Origin of the sequence: Collinsella aerofaciens (assembly GCF_028209395.1) — a bacterium.
In the GTDB taxonomy this organism is placed as follows: domain Bacteria; phylum Actinomycetota; class Coriobacteriia; order Coriobacteriales; family Coriobacteriaceae; genus Collinsella; species Collinsella aerofaciens_AZ.
The window spans coordinates 41,945-62,293 of record NZ_JAQLDQ010000006.1 but is presented as its reverse complement, the minus strand read 5'-3'; the positions used below and the strand labels follow the sequence as shown (position 1 = coordinate 62,293).

The 20,349-nt window shown below is 61.7% G+C and carries 15 protein-coding genes; 13 read left to right on the top strand and 2 right to left on the bottom strand.

What is annotated here, in order from left to right; translation table 11 throughout:
• Positions 1–44 precede the first annotated feature (44 nt).
• The 3 genes from PMW67_RS04265 to PMW67_RS04255 all read left to right on the top strand — a co-directional run bounded on the left by PMW67_RS04265 (position 45) and on the right by PMW67_RS04255 (position 4,840).
• Entirely contained in the window at positions 45–758 is a 714-nt protein-coding gene (locus PMW67_RS04265; RefSeq protein WP_117630024.1) for an ABC transporter ATP-binding protein, read from the top strand.
• An 8-nt stretch (positions 759–766) separates the two neighbouring features.
• Positions 767–3,433: an ABC transporter permease gene (locus PMW67_RS04260; protein WP_118270545.1), complete on the top strand. Its 2,667-nt coding sequence runs from the start codon at positions 767–769 to the stop codon at positions 3,431–3,433.
• A 201-nt stretch (positions 3,434–3,634) separates the two neighbouring features.
• Positions 3,635–4,840, top strand: coding sequence for a DUF362 domain-containing protein (locus tag PMW67_RS04255; RefSeq protein ID WP_117769774.1), 1,206 nt, complete (start codon positions 3,635–3,637; stop codon positions 4,838–4,840).
• Between the two features lie 131 nt (positions 4,841–4,971).
• On the opposite strand, the gene PMW67_RS04250 is transcribed toward PMW67_RS04255, so the two are convergent.
• Positions 4,972–5,937 carry an alpha/beta hydrolase gene (locus PMW67_RS04250; RefSeq protein WP_271738831.1) on the bottom strand — a complete coding sequence of 322 codons (966 nt, stop codon included), beginning with the start codon at positions 5,935–5,937 and terminating at the stop codon, positions 4,972–4,974.
• 186 nt (positions 5,938–6,123) lie between these two features.
• Between PMW67_RS04250 and trhA the strand changes: the two genes are divergently transcribed.
• The 8 genes from trhA (at position 6,124) to PMW67_RS04210 (ending at position 15,353) form a co-directional block, all read left to right on the top strand.
• On the top strand, positions 6,124–6,807 hold the full coding sequence (trhA, locus tag PMW67_RS04245; protein ID WP_197032173.1) for a PAQR family membrane homeostasis protein TrhA: 684 nt from the start codon (positions 6,124–6,126) through the stop codon (positions 6,805–6,807).
• Positions 6,808–6,917: 110 nt separating this feature from the next.
• On the top strand, positions 6,918–8,291 hold the full coding sequence (locus tag PMW67_RS04240; protein ID WP_117778705.1) for a hemolysin family protein: 1,374 nt from the start codon (positions 6,918–6,920) through the stop codon (positions 8,289–8,291).
• A gap of 24 nt (positions 8,292–8,315) precedes the next feature.
• A complete protein-coding gene (locus tag PMW67_RS04235; protein ID WP_233502634.1) occupies positions 8,316–9,149 on the top strand; it encodes a cyanophycin synthetase family protein in 834 nt (277 codons plus the stop codon).
• A gap of 136 nt (positions 9,150–9,285) precedes the next feature.
• On the top strand, positions 9,286–9,675 hold the full coding sequence (locus PMW67_RS04230; RefSeq protein WP_035136593.1) for a YtxH domain-containing protein: 390 nt from the start codon (positions 9,286–9,288) through the stop codon (positions 9,673–9,675).
• Entirely contained in the window at positions 9,675–10,430 is a 756-nt protein-coding gene (locus PMW67_RS04225) for a PRC-barrel domain-containing protein (protein ID WP_055252569.1), read from the top strand. Before PMW67_RS04230 ends, PMW67_RS04225 begins: the two co-directional genes overlap by 1 nt.
• Positions 10,431–10,502: 72 nt before the next feature.
• Positions 10,503–11,909 carry a polysaccharide deacetylase family protein gene (locus PMW67_RS04220; protein ID WP_233502635.1) on the top strand — a complete coding sequence of 469 codons (1,407 nt, stop codon included), beginning with the start codon at positions 10,503–10,505 and terminating at the stop codon, positions 11,907–11,909.
• A gap of 328 nt (positions 11,910–12,237) precedes the next feature.
• The gene (locus PMW67_RS04215) at positions 12,238–14,082 is read left to right on the top strand and encodes a magnesium transporter (RefSeq protein ID WP_117564512.1); all 1,845 of its coding nucleotides are present in this window, start codon (positions 12,238–12,240) and stop codon (positions 14,080–14,082) included.
• A gap of 74 nt (positions 14,083–14,156) precedes the next feature.
• On the top strand, positions 14,157–15,353 hold the full coding sequence (locus PMW67_RS04210; RefSeq protein ID WP_006235731.1) for an Nramp family divalent metal transporter: 1,197 nt from the start codon (positions 14,157–14,159) through the stop codon (positions 15,351–15,353).
• Positions 15,354–15,895: 542 nt separating this feature from the next.
• Here PMW67_RS04210 and PMW67_RS04205 read toward each other — a convergent pair.
• On the bottom strand, positions 15,896–18,112 hold the full coding sequence (locus PMW67_RS04205; protein WP_055252160.1) for an acyltransferase family protein: 2,217 nt from the start codon (positions 18,110–18,112) through the stop codon (positions 15,896–15,898).
• 187 nt (positions 18,113–18,299) lie between these two features.
• Here PMW67_RS04205 and PMW67_RS04200 point away from each other — a divergent pair, with 187 nt between their 5' ends.
• The gene (locus PMW67_RS04200) at positions 18,300–19,295 is read left to right on the top strand and encodes a ribokinase (protein WP_070097149.1); all 996 of its coding nucleotides are present in this window, start codon (positions 18,300–18,302) and stop codon (positions 19,293–19,295) included.
• A gap of 4 nt (positions 19,296–19,299) precedes the next feature.
• Positions 19,300–20,274 carry a nucleoside hydrolase gene (locus tag PMW67_RS04195; protein ID WP_117564514.1) on the top strand — a complete coding sequence of 325 codons (975 nt, stop codon included), beginning with the start codon at positions 19,300–19,302 and terminating at the stop codon, positions 20,272–20,274.
• Positions 20,275–20,349: the final 75 nt, after the last annotated feature.

Below are 20,349 nucleotides of genomic sequence, written 5' to 3'. Positions count from 1 at the left end.
TATTACCCTAGAAAAGTAGCAGAAGGCTAACAACGGGGGATAGCATGTCGACAAAGCAAGCCTATGTCCAGGTCAGCGGGCTCAGGAAACACTACGGCGACGGTGATGCGCGCCTGACGGTACTCGATGGCATCGACACGTCCATCAACCGCGGCGAGATCTGCGTCATGCTGGGGCCCTCGGGCTCGGGCAAGTCGACCTTTCTCAACCTGATCGGCGGCCTGGAGGATGCCGACGGTGGCTCCATCATGGTGGACGGCTGCGCCCTCACGGTGCTCAAACCTACCGATCTGGGCGAGTATCGCCGCCGTGAGCTGGGTTTTGTCTTCCAGTTCTACAACCTGGTGCCCGATCTCACCATCAAGGAGAACATCGAGGTCACGGCGCACCTGTCCAAAAACCCGCTCAATGTCGACGACCTGCTGCGTTCGCTGGGCCTCTACGAGCACCGCAACAAGTTCCCGCGCCAGGTCTCGGGCGGCCAACAGCAGCGTTGCGCCATCGGCCGCGCACTCGTCAAAAACCCGGGCCTGCTGCTGTGCGACGAGCCCACCGGCGCGCTTGACTACAAGACATCCAAGGAAATCTTGCAGCTCATGGAGGATGTTAACCGCACCTACGGCTGCACCATCATCATCGTCACCCACAACGCCGCCATCGCCCGCATGGCCAACCGCGTGCTGCGCCTGCGCGACGGCCGCATCGTCGAGGATGGGCTCAACGAGTCGCCCGTTGCGGCCGCCGAGCTCGATTGGTAGGCGATGCCATGACACCTCTCGCAAAGCGACTCCCGCGCGAGCTGCGCCGCAATATCGGCAAGTACCTGGGCATCTTTTTGCTTATGTGCGGGAGCATCGCTCTCACCTCGGGCTTTTTGCTCGCGGCGCATTCCATCGGTTGCCTTATCGACGACATGCGCGATGCGTACACGATTGAGGACGGCCGCGTGACCACCTCCTTCGAGGCTACCGACGACCAGCTCAAGGCAGCCGAGGATGCAGCCGACGACGTCGGCGGCGTCACGCTCTACAAGAATTTCTCCATCGACGCCATCATCAAAAAGACCGCCGGCGACGACGGCACCAAGCGCACGTTGCGCACCTATGCGCACCGCACCAAGGTCGATATCGCGTCCTACTGCGAAGGCAAGCAGCCCAAGACGGACGATGAGGTGGCTATCGACCGAGTTTTTGCCACCAACAACGACCTTGTCGTGGGCGATAAGGTTGAGCTTGAGGGCCGCACCTACACCATCTGCGGCATCATGACCCAGCCCGATAGCCAGGCGCTGTTCCTCAACAATTCGGACTTTACGGTGAACACCATCACCTATGGTGTGGCCGAGGTCACCGACGCCGGCTTTGCCGCGCTCGAGGATGCCGGTGGTGCACCTGCCTACACCTACTCCTTTGCTTTTACCGATCGCGACCTCCCCACCGCGGATCGCATCGATGCGGAGCAGGATATGGTCGAGGCGCTGACCGATGCCGATGCGCGCGTGGACGATCTGATCGACGCCGATTCCAACCAGGGTATTGGCTACGCGCGCGACGACGTAGACGGCGACTCCATGATGTGGATGACGCTGCTCAACATTATCATCGTGATCATGGCGTTCGTCTTTGTGGTCCTTACCGACGCCACCATCGAGGAGGAGAGCGCCATCATTGGCACGCTGCTCGCCAGCGGCTATCGCCGCCGCGAGATCGTGCTGCACTACCTGGCACTTCCCGCCATCGTGGGCGTGGTCGCGGCGCTTTTGGGCACCGCGCTCGGCGTCGCGTTCTTTACCGAGCCCATGCGCGGCCTCTATTACGGTTCGTACAGCCTGCCTCCCTTCCAGGTGTACTGGAGCTGGGAGATTTTTGTGAAGTGCGCCGTGGTTCCCGCTGCCGCGCTCATCCTCATCACGCTGGTGGGCCTGCTTCGCAAGATGGGCAAGACGCCGTTGCAGTTCCTTCGTCACGAGGCGAGCGGCAAATCGGGCACCAAGCGCGGCCTGCAGCTGCCGGAGCGCATGGGCTTTGTCTCGCGCTTTCGCCTGCGCATCTTCCTGCGCAACCTGGGCAACTTCGCCACGCTCTTCGTGGGCATTGCGTTTGCCTCGCTGCTGCTGCTCTTTGGCCTGGCGATCCTGCCCACGATGACGCACTATGCGGACAACCTGGAGACAAGCCTGGTCGCCGAGCACCAGTACACGCTCAAGGCTCCGCTAGAGCTTGAGGGTACTGCCGAGGAGCGCGGGCAGTGGGCGGCGCTCGAGCGCTTGCAGTCGATTGACGGCGCGCTGCTCTCCGCCGCCCAGGATGCCGATGACGAGCTTGACGACGCGGCCGATGCGGCGCAGACGGCAGCCGATGCCGCGACCGCATCTCCGTCTGCCGAGAGCCTGGCCGCGGCGCAGGACGCGCTCGCCAAGGTCCAGGACAAGAAAGATGCGCTTTATGCGCGCCTCGATGACCTTGCCGATGCCCTCGGCTGCGACCGCGATGAGGCCATCGACCTGATCGACAAGGCCTCTAAGATCGACACCGACAACGACGACATTCACCCGATCAACACGACCGACAACGGCGCGGGCGCAATCGCGCAGGCCGAGAAATATGCCGTTTACCAGCTGCAATACGACCGCGGCGAGGGAAACGGCACAGAGGCCATCTCTGTCTACGGCATTTCATCTCATTCGCGCTATTGGAAAGACCTCAACGTCGGCGACGGGCGCGTCGTCTTTGGCGGCGGTCTGCTCGATAAGTTTGGCTGGAGCGAGGGCCAGAAGGTCGAGCTTCGCGACAAGTACGAGGCTCGGGATTATTCTCTTGAGTACGCGGGTAAGGACTGCATCTGGGGTTCAAAGTCGGATATGAATATCTATACGAGCATCGATGACTTTAACGAGCTGTTCGGCAACGACGCCGCCTACTTTAACGGCTATGTGAGCGACGAGAAGCTCGACCTCGATGCTCGTTACTTTGCCGGTGACACCACGCCCGACGACATGCGCGCCGTGGGTGACCAGTTCATCGGCATGATGAGCAAAATGATCGGCATGATGGTCGGGCTCGCGGTGTTTATCTTCCTGCTGTTTATGTACCTGCTGACCAAGGCGGTGATCGACCACAGCGCCCGTTCGATCAGCTACATGAAAGTCTTTGGCTATCGCGATAGCGAGATCTCGCATCTGTACATCCGCTCGATCACGCTGTGCGTGGCGGCGTCGCTCGTGCTGAGCCTGCCGGTCATTATTGGCTCGCTCACGGCCATCTTCCGCTCGATGCTGCTCGCCTACAACGGCAATATCGAGATCTACGTGCCCGCTTGGTCCATGGCTGCATGCATCGGCATCGGCTTTGCGACCTACCTGGTCGTGGCGCTGCTGCACACGCGCTCTATCAAGCGCGTCAGCCTGGCCGAAGCCCTCAAGGTGCAGGAGTAGTCATTGGGGACGTTCTTAAACGACTAGTCGTTGGGGACAGTCTTTGCCGGATCGCCGGCTCGCTGGCCGGGCGGCAAGCACTCATTTAAGTCTGTCCCCAATGAGTGCCTAGCGACTCGGCGTTGCGCTTGACTTCAACCCCACTTCAACGGGTACCATCCTCTATGTCTGTAACGCCATATAGACCGAGGGGATAGATCTATGACCGCAACCGCACCCGCAGCACCGGCAAAGGTGTACTTCACCAACCTGCGCACGCATGCTCGCGAGAGCCAGCTCGACAAACTCAAACGCCTCATTCGCCGCGCCGGCATTGAGCAGATCGACTTCGAGAACAAGTTCGTCGCTATCAAGATTCACTTTGGCGAGCTGGGTAACCTGAGCTTTCTGCGCCCAAACTACGCCCGCGCCGTCGCAGACGTCGTGAAGGAGCTGGGCGGCAAACCCTTCCTCACCGACTGCAACACGCTCTATGTGGGCAGCCGCAAAAACGCGCTCGAGCACATCGACACCGCCTACCAGAACGGCTTTACCCCGTATGCCACGGGTTGCCAGATCATCATCGCCGACGGCCTCAAGGGCACCGACGAGGCGCTCGTTCCGGTCGAGGGCGGCGAGTACGTGCGCGAGGCAAAGATCGGCCAGGCACTCATGGACGCCGACATCGTGATTAGCCTCACCCACTTTAAGGGCCATGAGCAGGCCGGCTTTGGCGGCGCCATGAAGAACCTGGGTATGGGCGGCGGTAGCCGTGCCGGCAAGATGGAGCAGCACGCCGCTGGCAAGCCGAGCGTCGATACCACCAACTGCGTTGGCTGCCGTGCCTGCGAGAAGATATGCGCGCACAGCGCCATCACGTTTGACGGTACGCGTGAGCGCGAGCTTGCCAACGGCAGCACTCGCACGGTTCATGTGGCTGCCATCGACCACGATCGCTGCGTGGGCTGCGGACGCTGCATTGCGGCGTGCAACCAGGACTGCATCAAGCCCGACTATGATGCCGCGGCCGACGTACTCAACTACAAGATCGCTGAGTACACCAAGGCCATCGTCGACGGCCGCCCGAGCTTCCACATCTCGCTCGCCATGGACATCAGCCCCAACTGCGACTGCCATCCCGAGAATGACACGCCCATCGTCAACGACATCGGCATGTTCGCGAGCTTCGACCCGGTCGCCATCGACCAGGCCTGCGCCGACGCCGTCCTGGCGTCCGAGCCGCTGCCTAACACCGAGCTTACCGACAGCGCGGCCAAGATGGAGCATAATCACGAGCATCTGGAGGGCGAGCAGGCCAAGGATCCCTTCTGCATCACGCATCCCGACACCGACTGGCGCGCGTGCATCGCGCATGCCGAGAAGATTGGCCTGGGCACGAGCGAGTACGAGCTCATCGAGGTCAAATAGCGCCTAGCTATTGGACATATCAAGCGCTTTTGTAGCGCAACGTTAGTAAAAACCGCCCGTGAGCACAGCGCCCACGGGCGGCTTTTTGGAAGTGCTAGGGGCCAGATAGACCAGTAAACCGTACTATTTGCTTAAAAAATCTTGTCGAGGAACTCGTCGACCGTATTCCAGTAGAGCTCGGGGTCAACTTGCGCGCTCTTGGCGTGGGTGGCGCCATGGATGGTGAGCTTTTGCTTGACCTTGCTGGCGCACACGTCGTAGTTTTGGTCGAGCATGTCGTACGGCACAAAGGTGTCCTGGTCGCCGTGGATGAACAACATGGGAACCGTCGCGTGTTTGAGTTGCTCCACACTGCTCGCCTTATGAAAGTCGTAGCCCGCGCGCACGTTGCACACCAAGTTTGCTACATCGAGCAAGGGAAAACTGGGCAGGCCAAATACATCCTTGAGCTGCAGGGAAAACTCGTCCCAAACGCTTGTATAGCCGCAGTCCTCGATAATGCATTTCACATTTGCGGGCAGAGATTCCCCCGCTACGTTCATGGCAGTCGCCGCGCCCATCGACTCGCCAAAGACCAGGATGCGCGCCTTGGGATCGGCCGCAACAATCCGCCCGATCCACGCGACGACATCGAGTCGCTCGGGCCAGCCCATGCCGATGTAGTCACCGCCGGAACGCTCGTGGGCGCGGGCGGCGGGTGCGAGTACGTTCATGCCGCGGTCGTGGAATCGCTTGACGTATCGGGCCATACCGATGGGCTCGTTGGTATATCCATGCAGGCAGACGGCGTAGTCGTGCGTGCTCTCCGACGCAGCAAAATACCAGGCGGCAAGCTCGGTCCCGTCATCTGCGGTGAGGCCGCTGCTCTCGCGATTCTCTTTAAACCACGCCCGCGCCTCGGTTCCCTCGGCATCCGGCTGCTCACTTTCTTTGCCGTCCTTGCCGTCCTGCATCATCTTCATGGTGTATGGCGCGCGGGGATTCAGCGCGAAGTCAAACAGAAAGTTGCCGGCAAATCCGAGCAGCGCAATGACAACCACCAGCGCAACGACGCCGGCTATCTTGAGCTTTCGATGGGAACGTGCGTTTTGAGACATAAGAAGCTTTCCTATAAGATGTTAATACATCAACATTTAATGCAAGCGCATTATGGACGTTCACCGTTGATGCGTCAACAGGCAAAGAATGGGTAAACAAAGGGTCACGTATGGTGCAAATTTCGCACGCACCCAGACGCTTTGATATAGTGTTGAGAACTCTTTACGTTGGAGGATGTAACCGGCATGTCCGATTCGAGCGACAGTTCCAAGCCGCGACCCAAGGCCGCGGCCGTTCCGCACTACACGGTGGGCGAGGAGATTATGAACTCCGTCACCCATGGTGTCGGCTGCTTGCTGGGTATTGCGGGTCTGGTGCTCCTGATCGTATTCGCTGCACTGCGCGGCGGTGGCCCGGCCCACATGGCCGCGGCAATTGTCTATGGCGTCAGCATCATCCTCGAATACCTAGCCTCCACGCTCTACCATGCGATTCAACCCGCGCGCGCCAAGCGCGTGTTTCGCATCATCGACCACAGCTGCATCTACCTGCTCATAGCCGGCAGCTATACGCCGTTTTGCCTCATCACGCTCGCAAACGACGGCGGCGCTGCGCTGTTCTTCGCCGTATGGGCCATCGCCATTATCGGCATCGCCCTCGAGTGCTTTATGCGCGAGCGCCAGCCGCACTGGGTAAGCGGCCTGGTCTACCTGCTGATGGGCTGGCTCGTTGTCTTTAAGCTGCCCGAGCTCGTGTCGCTGCTCAACCCCGTGGCACTTGCCCTGCTCGCTGTCGGCGGCGTGTGCTATACCGTGGGCGTGCCGTTCTACATCGCCAAAAACGTGCGCTATCTGCATAGTGTGTTTCACCTGTGGGTGCTCGCCGGCAGCATCTTCCAGTTCATGGCGGTGATTCTCTTCGTAATCTAGCGACCGCGCCTGCGCGCCCGCGTCCTCGTTTGGGCGCCGGTGCAATTGCCGTATCCGTCATCAACGTTTTGACCTGACGTCCCGAATCTTGGAGGTTCGAGAAACTCCCGATGGACATAACCATCTCCCTTATCACTACCCTCGTTTTGACCCTCATCAACGGCTACTTCTCTATGTCCGAGATGGCGCTCACCACGGCCAAGCGCGCCGTGCTGGAGCATGAGGCCGAGGAAGGCGACAAGCGCGCCGAGCGTGCCATTAAGCTGGCCGCCGACTCCGACCAGCTGCTCGCCACCATCCAGGTCGCCATCACGCTCGTGGGCTTCGCCTCGTCCGCCGTCGCCTCGACGAGTCTGTCCGACCCGCTTGCCACGTGGCTCATGAGCTTTGGCATCGCGCCGCTCTCCGCCATCGCGCGCGGCCTGGCGCCGGTCATCATCACCGTCGCGGTCGCCTTCGTGTCCATCGTGATCGGCGAGCTCGTCCCCAAGCGCATCGGCCTGGCCAATGCCGAGGGCGTGTCCAAGCAGGTCGTGGGCCCGCTTTCCGTGTTCCAGAAGATCGCCCGTCCGCTCGTGTGGCTGACTGGCGCTTGCTCCGATGGCCTGGCCCGCATCTTGCGTATCAAGAGTGCCGACGACCGTCAGAACGTCTCGGAAGAAGAGATCAAGTACATGGTCTCGGAGCAGGACGACCTGCTCGACGAGGAAAAGCGCATGATCCACGAGATCTTTGACCTGGGCGACACCGTTGCCCGCGAGGTCATGGTGCCGCGCGTGGACACCACCATGTGCGAGGACGACGAGACGGTCGCCAGCGTGCTATCCACCATGCGCCAGACCGGCTTCAGCCGCATCCCCGTCTATCACGAGGACCCCGACAACGTCGCGGGCATCGCGCACATCAAGGACCTGATCCAGCCCGCGCTCGACGGCAAGGGCGACCAGCCCATCGCCGGCTTTTTGCGCGACGCCACCTTTGTGCCCGACACCAAGGACATCCTGCCGCTGCTGTCCGAGATGCAGACCTCGCACGACCAGATCGTGGTCGTCGTGGATGAGTACGGCGGCACGGCCGGCATCATCACCATCGAGGACATCGTCGAGGAGATCGTGGGCGAGATCGAGGACGAGTTCGACCCCGACAACAAGTACCTCACGCGCCTTTCGCGCCGCGAGTGGCTCGTTGATGGGCGTTTTTCGTGCGATGACGCGATTGAGCTTGGTTGGCCGCTTGAGGAAAGCGATGATTATGAGACCATCGCCGGCTGGATTTTGGAGCTTTGCGACTCGGTGCCCGACATCGGAGAGGTGTTTGAGGTCGCGGGGTACAAGTTTAAAGTGCAGTCGATGCGTGGCCAGCGCATCTCGCTCATTCGCGTGATCGCTCCGGCCGAAACCGATAAGAAGGATTCCGAGTCTTCGGTAGACGAGCCGACGACGTCGGGTGCGGGTTCCGCGAATCCGCACGACGGCGACGAGTAGGACAAGGAAGAGTAGGGGAGAGTTATGGCAGGCCTGTTCAACATCCTTAAGGTCACCGTCAGCGAGGACAAGATCTGCGCGCACGTGCTGGTGAACCCCGGCATGCCGCTCATGACCTCGGAGGATATCGAGGCCACGGCGCGCGTGTACTACCTGGTGCCGGCGATTGCCAAGCACCTGTGCCTGGGCGATTCCGGCCGCGAGTTCCAGGACTGCATGGGTCAGACCGAGCTCTGCCACCTGCTGGAGCACGTGACGGTCGAGCTCATGAACGAGACCGGTCTTGCCGGTAGCATCTCGTGCGGCCGCACGCGCGTAAGCGAGCATGACGAGCGTGTCTTTGAGGTCGAGCTTTCGTGCCCCGACGACGCACTGGCCATCGGTGCGCTGTCGTCGGCCACCTTTATGATGGACTGGGCGTACCTGCACGCCGACCAGCCTGCCCCCGACGTGGAAGGCACGGTCGCGGGCCTGCGCAACCTGGTGCTGGGCATGCGCGCCGAGGCCGAGGGCAAGGATCCTCACGAGGCCGTCGCCGCTGCGAACGGCGAAGATGCTGCCGAGGACGAGGGCGCTGACGAGGGCGATGTGCCGGTCGACGCCGAGCCCGTTGCCGATGCGACCGCCGAGCCCGTTCCCACCGAGCCCCAGGGCGTCCCCAACTTTGACGACGAGCCCCAGGTGGCGATTGATACCGAGGGCGCGGTTGCCGAGAACCACGAGGCCTCCGCTGCCGTCTTTGGCGGTGCGGCGACGGTTCCGGTAGGACCTGCGCATGAGGGCGGCCTGCCGCTCGTGGACGGCGCCGGCGAGGACCCGGGTGCCACGGTGGCCATGCCGGCTATGCCCCAGGAGTAGGCCTACGCGTTTATCACCATCACGTACCTGCGCCTTTGCCGTACGCAGATGAGCGGAGCGGCAAGCGATGCGCTGCGGGTATAATGGACAGCATTCAAACGGTGGGCACCGACGTGCCCGCAGGAGAGGAATGATCATGGGTAAGACTTTCAGCTTTGTCTCCGGCGCACTTTTTGGTGCCGCTGCCGGCGCTATTGTCGGCGTTGCTCTGGCCCCGCGCTCGGGCGCCGAGACCCGCGCCATGGCTGCCGATATCGCCAATGACGCCTGGGACAATATGCGCGACACCTACGAGCACAGCGCCGAGGAGGCCCGTGCTGCGGTGAATGACTTTGGCCCGATGGTCGACGCCAAGACCGACGACCTGCGCGCCAAGGTCGACCTGGCCCGCGAGCGCATGGACCAGCTGCGCGAGCAACTCAACGACGCCATTTCGGGCGGCAACGTGACGCCTGCCGCCGACGTCGTGGTCGAGAACGCCGTCGAGGCTGATACCGAGGCTGCGGAGCCCTCGACCGAGGCATAATGCGCGCCGGGGATTTTGTCGGCGCCAAGATCTATCGCAAGCCTACCGAGGACAAGCGCACCAAAAAGGACGGCACGCCGCGCAGCCCTAAAAAGCTCGGAAAGATTCACTTTCCGGTCTTTACCCCGGGCGGTACGCGCGTGGTCGGCTTTATGGTCCGCCAGTCCGATATCGCGGGCATGATCGAGCGTCCCGATCGATTCGTAGCGCTCGACGCCATTGGTGTCTACGAGGGCGCCATTGCGGTCGATGACGTCAAGGACACGTACGATGCCGCCGCCGCCAAGCGCCTCGACATCAACCTGGACGATTGCATCATCTGGGTCGGTATGGACGTGCGCACGGAATCGGGCGACGTCGTGGGCTATTGCTCGGACGTTGAGTTCAAGCCACGTTCGGGCATCGTGCAGGCATTCTATGTGACCGCCGGTGCTGCTTCGAGTGTTTTGGTTGGTGACACGCAGGTGCCGCCGACGATGCTACGCGGCTACGAGAACGGTGCGATGGTCGTCTCGGACGAGGTCAAGTCGCTTGGGTATTCGGGCGGTGCGGCCGCCAAGGCCGCCGAGGCCAGCGTCGTGGTGGGCGACAAGGTCAAAAAGGGCGCCAAGGTGCTCGACGACAAGGGATCGGTCGCCGTGGACAAAGGCAGTCGCGCACTGGGCAAGCAGCTCGGCAAGACGCGCGGCATGTTCAAGGCCTTTAAGGACGAATACCAAAAGGCGAGCGGAGGCTCGTCAAAAGCTACAAAATAGCGACGTACCAAATGATGGGAGGCAAGCCGGAGACCTGTTGCTCCGGCTTGCTGTGTTTATGGGGGAGGGCACATGCGCCAAAACGGATCCAACTTAAACGGGCGTTCGGGTGCGCGTCCGACGGCGCGCCGCGACCTGGGGCAGCTGCCCAGCGGTCAGCGCCGTCGCCGCCGTAAGCCCGGCGCGATGTACCTCAACCATAGCCGCGGGTTTAGCGACCGCAGCGCGCGCATCGGCAACGGGCGCTCGCCGCGCCGACCGTCCCGTCTGCCCTATGCGCTCATTGCCGTGGGCTGTGCGCTCGTGCTGTTTATCGCTGCCGTCGTGGGCTACGTCAACCGCAGCGTGGACGTGGAACTTAACGGGCAAAAGACCGCGGTGCGCGTGGGCTCTACGCTGCAGAATCTCATCGACGACCAGGAGTTGACCGATACCTACGACGCAGGCGACCTGCTGGCCGTCGATGACAGCGTGCTCAAGCGCCATGGCGGCGAAAAGCTGTCGGTTAAGGTGGACGGCAAGCGCATAAAACAGGGCAAATGGGATAGCCGCGAACTTGAGGGCGGCGAGAAGGTGACGGTCAAGGATGGCCGTAACACCTACGAGAAGCACGAGGTTCAGGCTACGGTTATCGAGCCCAAGCTCAAGGTCGAGGGCACGGGCGCTATCGAGTATGTGCAGACATGGGGTGTCCAGGGCCGCTCCGAGGTGTGGGTTGGTGAGCAGTCGGGCAAGACGCAGGACCGCGGCGAGGTTGTGCCCGCCACCGATTGCGTCGTTGCGTGCGCCAGCGTGGCGCCCAAGGGCAACAAAAAGTACGTGGCGCTGACGTTTGACGAGGGTCCGAGCGGCGCCACCAAACAGATCTTGCAGGTGCTCAAGGAAAAGGGCGTTACCGCGACGTTCTTCCTTTCGGGCGATGCGGCCGAGGCCTCGCCTGCCACGGCCAAGGCGATTGTCGATGCCGGGTGCGAGATCGGATCCAACAGCTACAGCGACGATTCGCTCAAGGGTCAGGACCGTGAGACGGTACGCGAACAGATCACGAAAGGCACCGATGCGATTAAGTCGGCGACCGGCGTGAAGACGATGCTGCTGCGTGCTCCCTACGCTGCCTTTGACGAGCAAAACTGGATTGATGCGATGGACCTGGTCTCCGCCGTGGTCTCGTGGAATATTGACTCGGGCGACTGGCTGCTCAACGGTGCCGACGAGCAGGTCTCAACGGTGCTCGATTCGGTGACGCCGGGCAATATCGTGCTGCTCACCGATAGAGACGAATGCGCCGAGCAGACGCTCGAGGCGCTGCCGCAGATTATCGACGGTCTTGTCGCCGACGGATACAAGATCGTGACGCTCAGCGACCTGGTCAAGACGGACACATCGCTCAGCAAAAAGCTCACCTCGCTGACGAAGGTCACCATGCCCAAGGACGCCGTGTTCCCCCAACTTGCCGAGGACGATGACACCACAGAGTAGTCATTGGGTAGTCGTTTAAGAACGTCCCCAAGGGCTATGTCACGGATACGTCAGCGTTTGGTATGCCTGCAATGTGCAGCGCATAAATTCGATGCCGCAGGGCGATGCTGATGCTATAGTTACTGCGGTTAATGAGGGTCAAGAGAAAGGTTACAGGTGAAATCCAAACCTCGACCATACAGTCGATGACCCCATGCAGGTGCTTTTTGCGCATGCACGGGGTGTAAGCGTCGAGCGGCGTGCCGCCCGCGCATGCGTATACATATCCAGAAGCCCCCGGACGCCGCACGCGCGGCCGCGTCCGGAGGAATAATGATGGGGAGCACCATTGAATTATCTGAGTGAGATGCTCAAATTGCCGGTCTTGGACGTCGACGGCGAAAAGCTCGGCGTGGTCAACGATTTTGGCATTGCTACCGGCGAAGTTTTTCCGCACGTGACGTCGCTCGCGTTCCGCGGCCCCGGCAAGACGCCGTTTATGATCAGCTGGCGCAAATGGGTCGACCGTATCGACGAGACGGGCGTGTATCTCAACACGTCTGCCACCAATATTCGCTTCTCGTACCTGCAGCCGACCGAGCTCCTGCTGGCGCGCGACGTGCTCAATAAGCAGATCGTCGACACGCAGGGCATGAAGGTCGTGCGCGTCAACGACATCAAGTTTTCCATGTCGGGCGAAAACCAGCTGCGCCTGTTGGGTGCCGAGGTCGGTGCCCGCGGTCTGCTGCGCGCGATCAGCCCCGCACTCGAGCACGTCGTCGAGGGCTTTATGAAGCACCTGGGCAAGCCGCTCAGCGAGGACATCATCGCTTGGTCCTACATGGACCTGCTCGACCGCTCGACTAAAAACATCCAACTCTCGGTGTCGCACAAGACGCTCGGCGAGCTGCACCCTGCCGACATCGCCGACATTATCGAGCAGCTCGACCCGCGCCTACGTGCGCAGGTGTTTGCGCAGCTCGATACCGCCCAGGCAGCCGAAGCTATCTCGGAGTTCGATGACGACGAGCTTATGACCGAGATGCTCGAGGGCCTGTCCGACACGGACGCATCGTCGATGCTGGCCATGATGGACCCGGACGACGCTGCCGACCTGATCGACGAGCTTGATTACGAGAAGGCCGAGAAGCTCCTGCGCCTGATGGGCGTCAAGGAGGAGAAGGCGATTCGTAACCTGCTGGGGTATGAGGACAACACCGCCGGCCGCATCATGACCTCGGAGTTTGTCTCCCTGCCCGCCACGGCAACGGTCGGTGACGCCATCGAGGCGATTCGCGAGCTCGACGAGGACTTCGAGAGCGTCTACTACGTCTATACCGAGGATCCGAGCGGCATGCTGACCGGTGTGCTTTCGCTGCGCACGCTGATCGTAGCCGACCGCGACGCCACGCTGGGTCAGCTGGCCTATCGCGACCTGGTCTACGTGTCGCCCGACGAGGACCAGGAAGACGTGACGGACGAGATGACCAAGTACGACCTGGTCGCTATCCCCGTCTGCGACGAGAACCGTCATATCCTGGGTATCGTAACCTTCGACGACGCCATGGACGTTATCGCCGAGGAGCATCAGGAGGACCTGCAGATCGCCGGTGTCGGCTCGGGCGACAGCGCGTCGGACGACTCGACGAACGTGCTCAGCTGGTTCGTGCATCGCCAGTACTGGGTTGTTGTATGGGGCATCGCGTCGTGCATCATGGCGACCGTGCTGGGAACGGCGCTCGGCTCCGCGCATCTGGTGGTGTTCCCCATGTGCGCCATGCCGCTCGTGCTGCTGGCGGCCTCGCGCATGGTGTCGTTCGTCAAGAACTACTTCCTGGAGTATGACGGTCACGACGACGAGCCCAAGCCGTATCTGGGGTTCTTCTTCCAGAGCACGGGCATGGGCCTGATTCTGTCGCTCGTGACCTACCTGTGCGCCCAGCTGGTGCGCACCGCTGCGTTCCTCGATGCGCCCATGTTTGAGGAGCAGCTCTTTACCGGGTGCTTTAATATCGCTGCCATTATTTGCCTGGTTGGCAACATGAGCGCCGTGATTTACCTGATGGTGCTGTTCTGGCGTGACGAGCATGACCTCAACACGTCGGGCACCGCCATGAACGTCATTGCCGTCATGATTTCGTGTGTGGCGTATTGCATCGCCGCGGTGCTGCTCGCCATATCAGTCATGGGTTAGGTGGTCGCGTGCAAAATACCAAGCAAAAGTCGGGCACCAAGCAAAAGTTGACCATCGCGGCCATCTTTGGCGCTATGGGTCCCGGTCTGCTGGCGGCGCTTTCGGGCAATGACGCCGGCGGCATTGCAACGTATTCCAGCGCGGGCGCCAGCTATGGCTACAAGATGCTGTGGATGCTTCCTGTCATGACTGTGCTGCTCATCGTGACGCAGGAGACCGCGGCGCGCTGCGGCTGCGTCACGGGCAAGGGCCTGGCATCGCTCATTCGCGAGCGCTTTGGCGTGCGCAAGAGTGTACTTGCTATGGCGGCGCTGTTGATCGCCAACACGGCTGTGACCATTTCGGAGTTTGCGGGTATTGCGAGCGGCCTTGCCCTCTTTGGCGTGCCGGCGAGCATCTCGGTGCCGTTGGTGGCGCTGCTGGTGTGGATGCTTACCATGTCGGGGAGTTTCCAGCGCATCGAGAAGATTCTGCTGCTGGTGAGCTGCGTGTTCGTGACCTACATCGTCGCCGCGTTTATGGCTGGCCCCAACTGGGGTGAGGTCGCGGTCGACCTGGTCGTGCCTAACATTCAAAATGACCCCAGCTACGTGTCGCTCGTGGTCGCAACGATCGGTACCACCATCGCGCCGTGGATGATTTTCTTGGCGCAGAACAACGTGGTCGATAAGAACGCGGGCGAGGACGACATCGTGCTGCAGCGTATTGATACCGTGAGCGGCTCGCTTGCCGCCGATGTTATTGCCGGCTTTATTATCATCACGACCGGCACGGTGTTGTTCCCGGCGGGTATTCAGATTAGCGATGCTGCCGATGCTGCCCGCGCGCTGGAGCCTATTGCGGGTCAGTGGTCTACGGTACTGTTTGCCTCGGGCCTGGTCGCGGCGAGTTTCTTGGCTGCCTGCGTGCTGCCGGGCGTTACGTCGAGCGCTATCTGCGAGGCATTTGGCTGGGAGCGCGGTGCCGACCGCAGCTGGGACGAGGCCCCGGTCTATCGCGGCATCATTACGGCCATCATCGGTATCTCTGCCGTGCTGGTGCTTATGCCCGGCGTCGATCTGTTCCAGATTATGATGACCTCGCAGGTCATCAATGGCGTGCTACTGCCCGTGGTTCTGGTGTTCCAGGTGGTTATCGCCGCCGACCGTCACATTATGGGCGCCAACCGCAACGGCCGCGTATGGAACGTGCTCACGTGGGCGACTATCGGCGTGATTACGGTGCTCACGGTCGTCATGTTTGTCCTGCAGGCGATGGGCTACAGCGCTTAACGCCCACTTTTGCTTCCGAACAGGCCGCAGCGATGGACTGCGGCCTGTTTTTTGCCCGCTATAGGGCATTAGTTATATGGCAGTGGACAAAAAATGCCAAATATGAGTACTGTTGCTAAGTGAATAGCATTTACATCCAAGAAGATAATGGACATAGCCGATAGTATGTTCATTAAAATTGGCTCCAATATGTCTTAAACCAGTCAGGTTGGCTGCTTTAGGGGGTTGTAGGGGTCGCTCGGACGTCATTTTGGGTGGTTTTGCCTGCTACTAAAATGGTAACAGTACTCATATTTGCCCCTTTTTGTCCACGACCCCTTGGAGCCGGCTCGAAAAGAGTGATTTTGGGTTGTTTGCTGCGGGTGTGGGCTTGGAAACAACGTTCGGGGTGGCGAGGCGCCCAGAATTTGGTCGCAAGGAGGGCGTTCCTCGGCTGTGTCAGGAGTGTCCCTGGGTGCCGGCACATAAGGAACGTCCCTAACTGTCGGAGGGGGTGCCTGCCGTGGCGCACCCCTCCGGATGTGGGAAGTTTGCGCTGCAGGTTACTTGTCGGTGCCCAGCTTGTGCGGCTTGAGAGCGAGCGCATTGACGAGCGCGTCGGTGGCAGACTTGACGGCCGCCGGCTGCAGATCGTTGACGTGATCCTCGGGATGCACGGGCAGGTCCTTCTTGACTGCATCGTGGATCAAGTTGAGGTACTCAGTCACGCCAGTGGTCGACAGGTGCGTGCCATCGCCATCGAACAGGTCGTTGCGATTGGCACTGTATCCGTACCAGTCGATAACGCGCACGTTCTTGTAGCGCGTAGCAGCGTTGGCGATGGCCTGGTTGGTAGAGCCAACCCACGGCTGCGGGCTGCGCGTGTTCACAAACACCACAATACGCTTATCTCCTGCATCGGTCATGATGGCGTCGATCTGGTCGTCGGTTACCAAGCCGTTGGTGCCCAGTGCAAAGACCACGATCTTGCCGGCAAGGTTCTGTTGGAGATAGCCCTCAAATGTCGCGCGGCCCGCATCAAACTGGCGGCCCTTTTCGGCATCGATATGGCTGTGCGGGAACACGCCGTCAAAGGAATCAACGGCGCGCAGCGACACGGAGTCACCGATCATCAACAGGTCGTAGGAGCCATCGGGGAAGCCGTCGTTGTCCTTGTCGGTGTCGTCGGCCGCCTGTTGGTCTGTGGGCGCGGTGTTTTTGGCTTCCTTGTTGAGGACTTCGGCGCCCTCACCGCTCAGTGCGGAGGTCTCCGGCACAAAGATCAGGCCGCCCAGTGCAACGACCAACACGACAGCGCAGGCTGCGCAGACAGGGACGTGCGCGCGCACCCAGTTGGCGGGCGCGGTGGTGCCGTCGCGGAACTCGGATACGGTGCGCCCAAAGGCGCCCTTTCTAAACGGCGTCTCGATAAAGCGATATGAACATTCGGCTACGGCGACCACCAACAACACCTGCAAAATGTACTGCCACCACGGCGTATCGTTGATGTTGGCGACCGGGTTCATGAGCAACAGTAGCGGATAGTGCCACAGGTAGATGCTGTACGAGCGCTTGCCAACCCACACGAGCGGCTCGGCGGACAGTGCGCGGGCAACCATTCCCTGGGGCTGCACGCAGGCCGCGATGACCATGAGCGTGAGGATGGAGCATAGCAGCGTGCCGCCGCGATACTGGAACGCGGTGTAGCCGTTGGTGAGCGCGACCATGGCGGCAAGGCCAACCAGACCCACGACGCCCAACACATCGATGGATGCGGGCGAGGACCAAAAGCGCACGAGGGCGCTCGGCTGTGCCGGGACGGTCTCGGCTGCGTTGTCGGCCTTCTCGCCAGGCTTGCCCTCGGCGTTCTTGCCGTGCTTGGCGGCGCCAGCCAGGCGATTGAGCCCCAAACGATGAGCGAGACGCACCGGCGCCAGGTCGCGATCGGGGATAAAGGCCATCCAGGCGCCCAGCAGCAGCGAGAAGACGCGGGTGTCGGTGCCGTAGTACACGCGGCTGGGGTCGGCGGCAGGGTTGTAGAGCACCATCATGGCAAGGGCGGATACCGCTGCGAGTCCCAGGACCATACGGCGCGTGTTGGGTTTGCTCACATGCATGGACACCATGGCAAACAGCAGCGGTGGCCAAACCAGGTAGAATTGTTCCTCGATGGCGAGCGACCAAAAGTGCGTAAGCGGCGAGGGGTCGCCCAGGGCGTTGAAGTACGAAACGTCCTGCATAATCTGCCACCAGTTGTTAAAGAACAGCAGCGACGGCAGAATGTCGGGACGCATCTTGGTGAGCATCACGTGGTTGAAGACGGTGCACAGCGCACAGGTTACAACCACAACGGTCACCACGGCGGGGACCAGGCGACGGATGCGGCGGATCCAGAAGCTCTTGAGGTCGATGCGGCCGGTCTTAGCGACTTCGTTGAGTAGCAGGCGTGTGATCAGATAGCCCGAAAGCACAAAGAAGATCGTGACGCCAAGCAGGCCGCCCTGAGCCCACGTGAGGTTGAGGTGATAGAGCACCACCGCGACGACGGCAAGCGTGCGCAGGCCGTCGAGCGCAGGGATGTAGCGGGACTTGGGGCGAGCAGGCGTCTGCTCCGCGGCGGGAGTGTTGGCGCGGCCAGCGTTGTTGGCAGAAGCGCGATGGGGGCTCGCGGTGCGTCGCGGCTCGTTGGCACGGCGCTCGCCCTTCACGCGTTCGTGCGGCGCCGGCTCGTTGCCCGTGCGGCGTCGACCGCGCGAGCCCGATTGCGAGAATTGTTCCATAAAACATCATCCAATGACGAGAATAATCAGCACGTATTCATTGTAGCTGCCTGCCCCTGTGAATGCTTGCTGCTGGCGCAAGCTCAAGCGCGCGTCCACATCAAAGTGGACTAAAGTTATAGGGGGTGCGAGAGTGCACAATCGTTGGTCGATGGTGGGCGCAAAGCCCGAAGACGAGGAGGTTTCCATGGCGGATCACAGCATCGTTGCGGTGTTCGGCAGCATGAACATGGACCTTTCGGTGGCGTGCGAGCGCATGCCGCGCGCGGGCGAGACGGTCGATGGCAGCGGTTTTATCACCAACGCCGGCGGTAAGGGAGCCAATCAGGCCGTTGCCGCTGCGCGCATGGGTGCGCGCACGTGCATGATCGGCGCTGTTGGGCGCGATACCTTTGGCGATGCGCTTGTGGCAGGGCTCCAAGATGCCGGCGTGGGCGTTGAGTCCGTGACACGTCTCGACGACGTGGAGACCGGTACTGCGACTATCATTCGCTGTGAGAGCGACAACCGCATCGTGCTGTCGCCGGGCGCCAACCATGCGCTTGCGGGCGAGGACGTTGCCCGCGCACTGAGGCGCTTGGTGGCCGACGAGCTCGACGGCGATGCCAGCGAGATTGCCCCGGCTGCTGGCGGCGTCTTTATCGCCCAGGGCGAATGTGACCTTGCGGCGACGGCCGGGGCGCTTGCTTGCGCTCACGAGCTGGGGTTCTATACGATCTTTAACCCGGCGCCCGCCTGCGACCTGCCGGCAGGAGCGTGGCCAGCGGTCGACCTGGTCTGCCCCAACGAGACCGAGTGCCAGGTACTGACGGGCATTCTGCCCACGGATGATGCGAGTTGCGTCGCCGCGCTCAATGCGCTGCTCGACAAGGGCGCCGGGGCTGCGGTCATCACGTTGGGCGGCGCCGGCTCGGTTACGCTCGGCGATGGCGGTGAGCCGCTGCGCATGCCGGCGCTTTCGAGCGCGGTGGTCGATACGACGGCCGCGGGCGATACGTTTATCGGCGCGTTGGCGGCGGCTCGTCTGGAGGGCCTGCCGCTCTTTGAGTGCATGGCGGCGGGTGCTCGCGCCTCGGCGGTGACGGTGTCGCGCCTGGGCGCTCAGCAATCAATTCCCACGCGTGCGGAAGTCGAGCACAAGTTTGGTTTAGACGGTTTGGATGTAGACGGAGAAGCGGAGTAGAACAATGGCAACCAAGAAGCTGATCCTTGATCTGGATATGGGTGTGGATGATGCGATGGCGCTTGCCTACGCCATCGCGAGCCCCGAGGTGGAGCTCGTCGGCATCACCACGTGCTTTGGCAACGTGCGCGTCGAGCAGTCGGCGCACAACTGCTTGGCGGTGCTCGACCTGTTGGGTCGTCCCGAGGTGCCGGTGTACCTGGGCGCCGATCGTCCCATGAAGGCGACCGAACCCTACACGCCGCCGGCGTCCACCACGCTTATCCACGGCAAGAACGGCATCGGCGGCGCAAGCGTGCCCGCCTCGCCGTACGAGCCGGTGGGCGCGACGTCGGCCGACGGCAATGCGGCGGTCGATTACCTGATTGATGCCGCGCGTACCTATGGTCCCGATCTGGTCTACGTTGCGACCGGCCCGCTCACCAATCTGGCGCTTGCCCTGGAGCGCGATGCGGCGGCGATGATGTCTATCGGCCGCGTGGTCGTGATGGGCGGCGCCCTTACCGTGCCCGGCAACGTGAGCGCGGGCGCCGAGGCCAACATGGCGGGCGACCCCGAGGCTGCCGACGCTGTGTTGCGCTCGGGCCGCAAGCTCACCATGGTGGGCCTGGATGTGACGCACCGCGTGGTGCTCACACGTCGCGACGTTGCCGGCTGGACGGGCTCGGGCACTATGGCTGGCTGCGCGTTTGCGAGCATGGTCGAGCACTATATCGGTTCGTACGAAATGAACGCGCCCTACCTGGGCGGCTGCGCGCTGCACGATCCGCTGGCGGTTGCCGTGGCGATTGATCCCACGCTCGTGGGTGCGCTCGGCTGTAACCTGCGTGTCGACCTGCTGGGCGAGTATCGCGGCCGCACCATCTGCGACGAGCACCGTCTGTCCGATCCAGATAAGAGCGCGCTCGTGGCGCTCACCGTGGACGCCCCACGCTTCCTGTCCGAGTTCAAGGCGCGTATGGCCCGCGTCCTGGGCTAAATGTTTTTCACGCCCCGCCCCAAGTAGTCAATTTGGGACGGGGCTTTTTTAGCTACCGAGCAAATGTGCCCGTTG

What these genes read in the sequence shown, in the direction of transcription:
- PMW67_RS04255 (WP_117769774.1), top strand. Translation starts at nt 3,635, where the DNA reads ATGACCGCAACCGCACCCGCAGCACCGGCAAAGGTGTACTTCACCAAC.
- PMW67_RS04240 (WP_117778705.1), top strand. Translation starts at nt 6,918, where the DNA reads ATGGACATAACCATCTCCCTTATCACTACCCTCGTTTTGACCCTCATC.
- PMW67_RS04200 (WP_070097149.1), top strand. Translation starts at nt 18,300, where the DNA reads ATGGCGGATCACAGCATCGTTGCGGTGTTCGGCAGCATGAACATGGAC.
- trhA (WP_197032173.1), top strand. Translation starts at nt 6,124, where the DNA reads ATGTCCGATTCGAGCGACAGTTCCAAGCCGCGACCCAAGGCCGCGGCC.
- PMW67_RS04220 (WP_233502635.1), top strand. Translation starts at nt 10,503, where the DNA reads ATGCGCCAAAACGGATCCAACTTAAACGGGCGTTCGGGTGCGCGTCCG.
- PMW67_RS04230 (WP_035136593.1), top strand. Translation starts at nt 9,286, where the DNA reads ATGGGTAAGACTTTCAGCTTTGTCTCCGGCGCACTTTTTGGTGCCGCT.
- PMW67_RS04225 (WP_055252569.1), top strand. Translation starts at nt 9,675, where the DNA reads ATGCGCGCCGGGGATTTTGTCGGCGCCAAGATCTATCGCAAGCCTACC.
- PMW67_RS04210 (WP_006235731.1), top strand. Translation starts at nt 14,157, where the DNA reads ATGGGTCCCGGTCTGCTGGCGGCGCTTTCGGGCAATGACGCCGGCGGC.
- PMW67_RS04265 (WP_117630024.1), top strand. Translation starts at nt 45, where the DNA reads ATGTCGACAAAGCAAGCCTATGTCCAGGTCAGCGGGCTCAGGAAACAC.
- PMW67_RS04195 (WP_117564514.1), top strand. Translation starts at nt 19,300, where the DNA reads ATGGCAACCAAGAAGCTGATCCTTGATCTGGATATGGGTGTGGATGAT.
- PMW67_RS04235 (WP_233502634.1), top strand. Translation starts at nt 8,316, where the DNA reads ATGGCAGGCCTGTTCAACATCCTTAAGGTCACCGTCAGCGAGGACAAG.
- PMW67_RS04205 (WP_055252160.1), bottom strand. Translation starts at nt 18,112, where the DNA reads ATGGAACAATTCTCGCAATCGGGCTCGCGCGGTCGACGCCGCACGGGC.
- PMW67_RS04260 (WP_118270545.1), top strand. Translation starts at nt 767, where the DNA reads ATGACACCTCTCGCAAAGCGACTCCCGCGCGAGCTGCGCCGCAATATC.
- PMW67_RS04250 (WP_271738831.1), bottom strand. Translation starts at nt 5,937, where the DNA reads ATGTCTCAAAACGCACGTTCCCATCGAAAGCTCAAGATAGCCGGCGTC.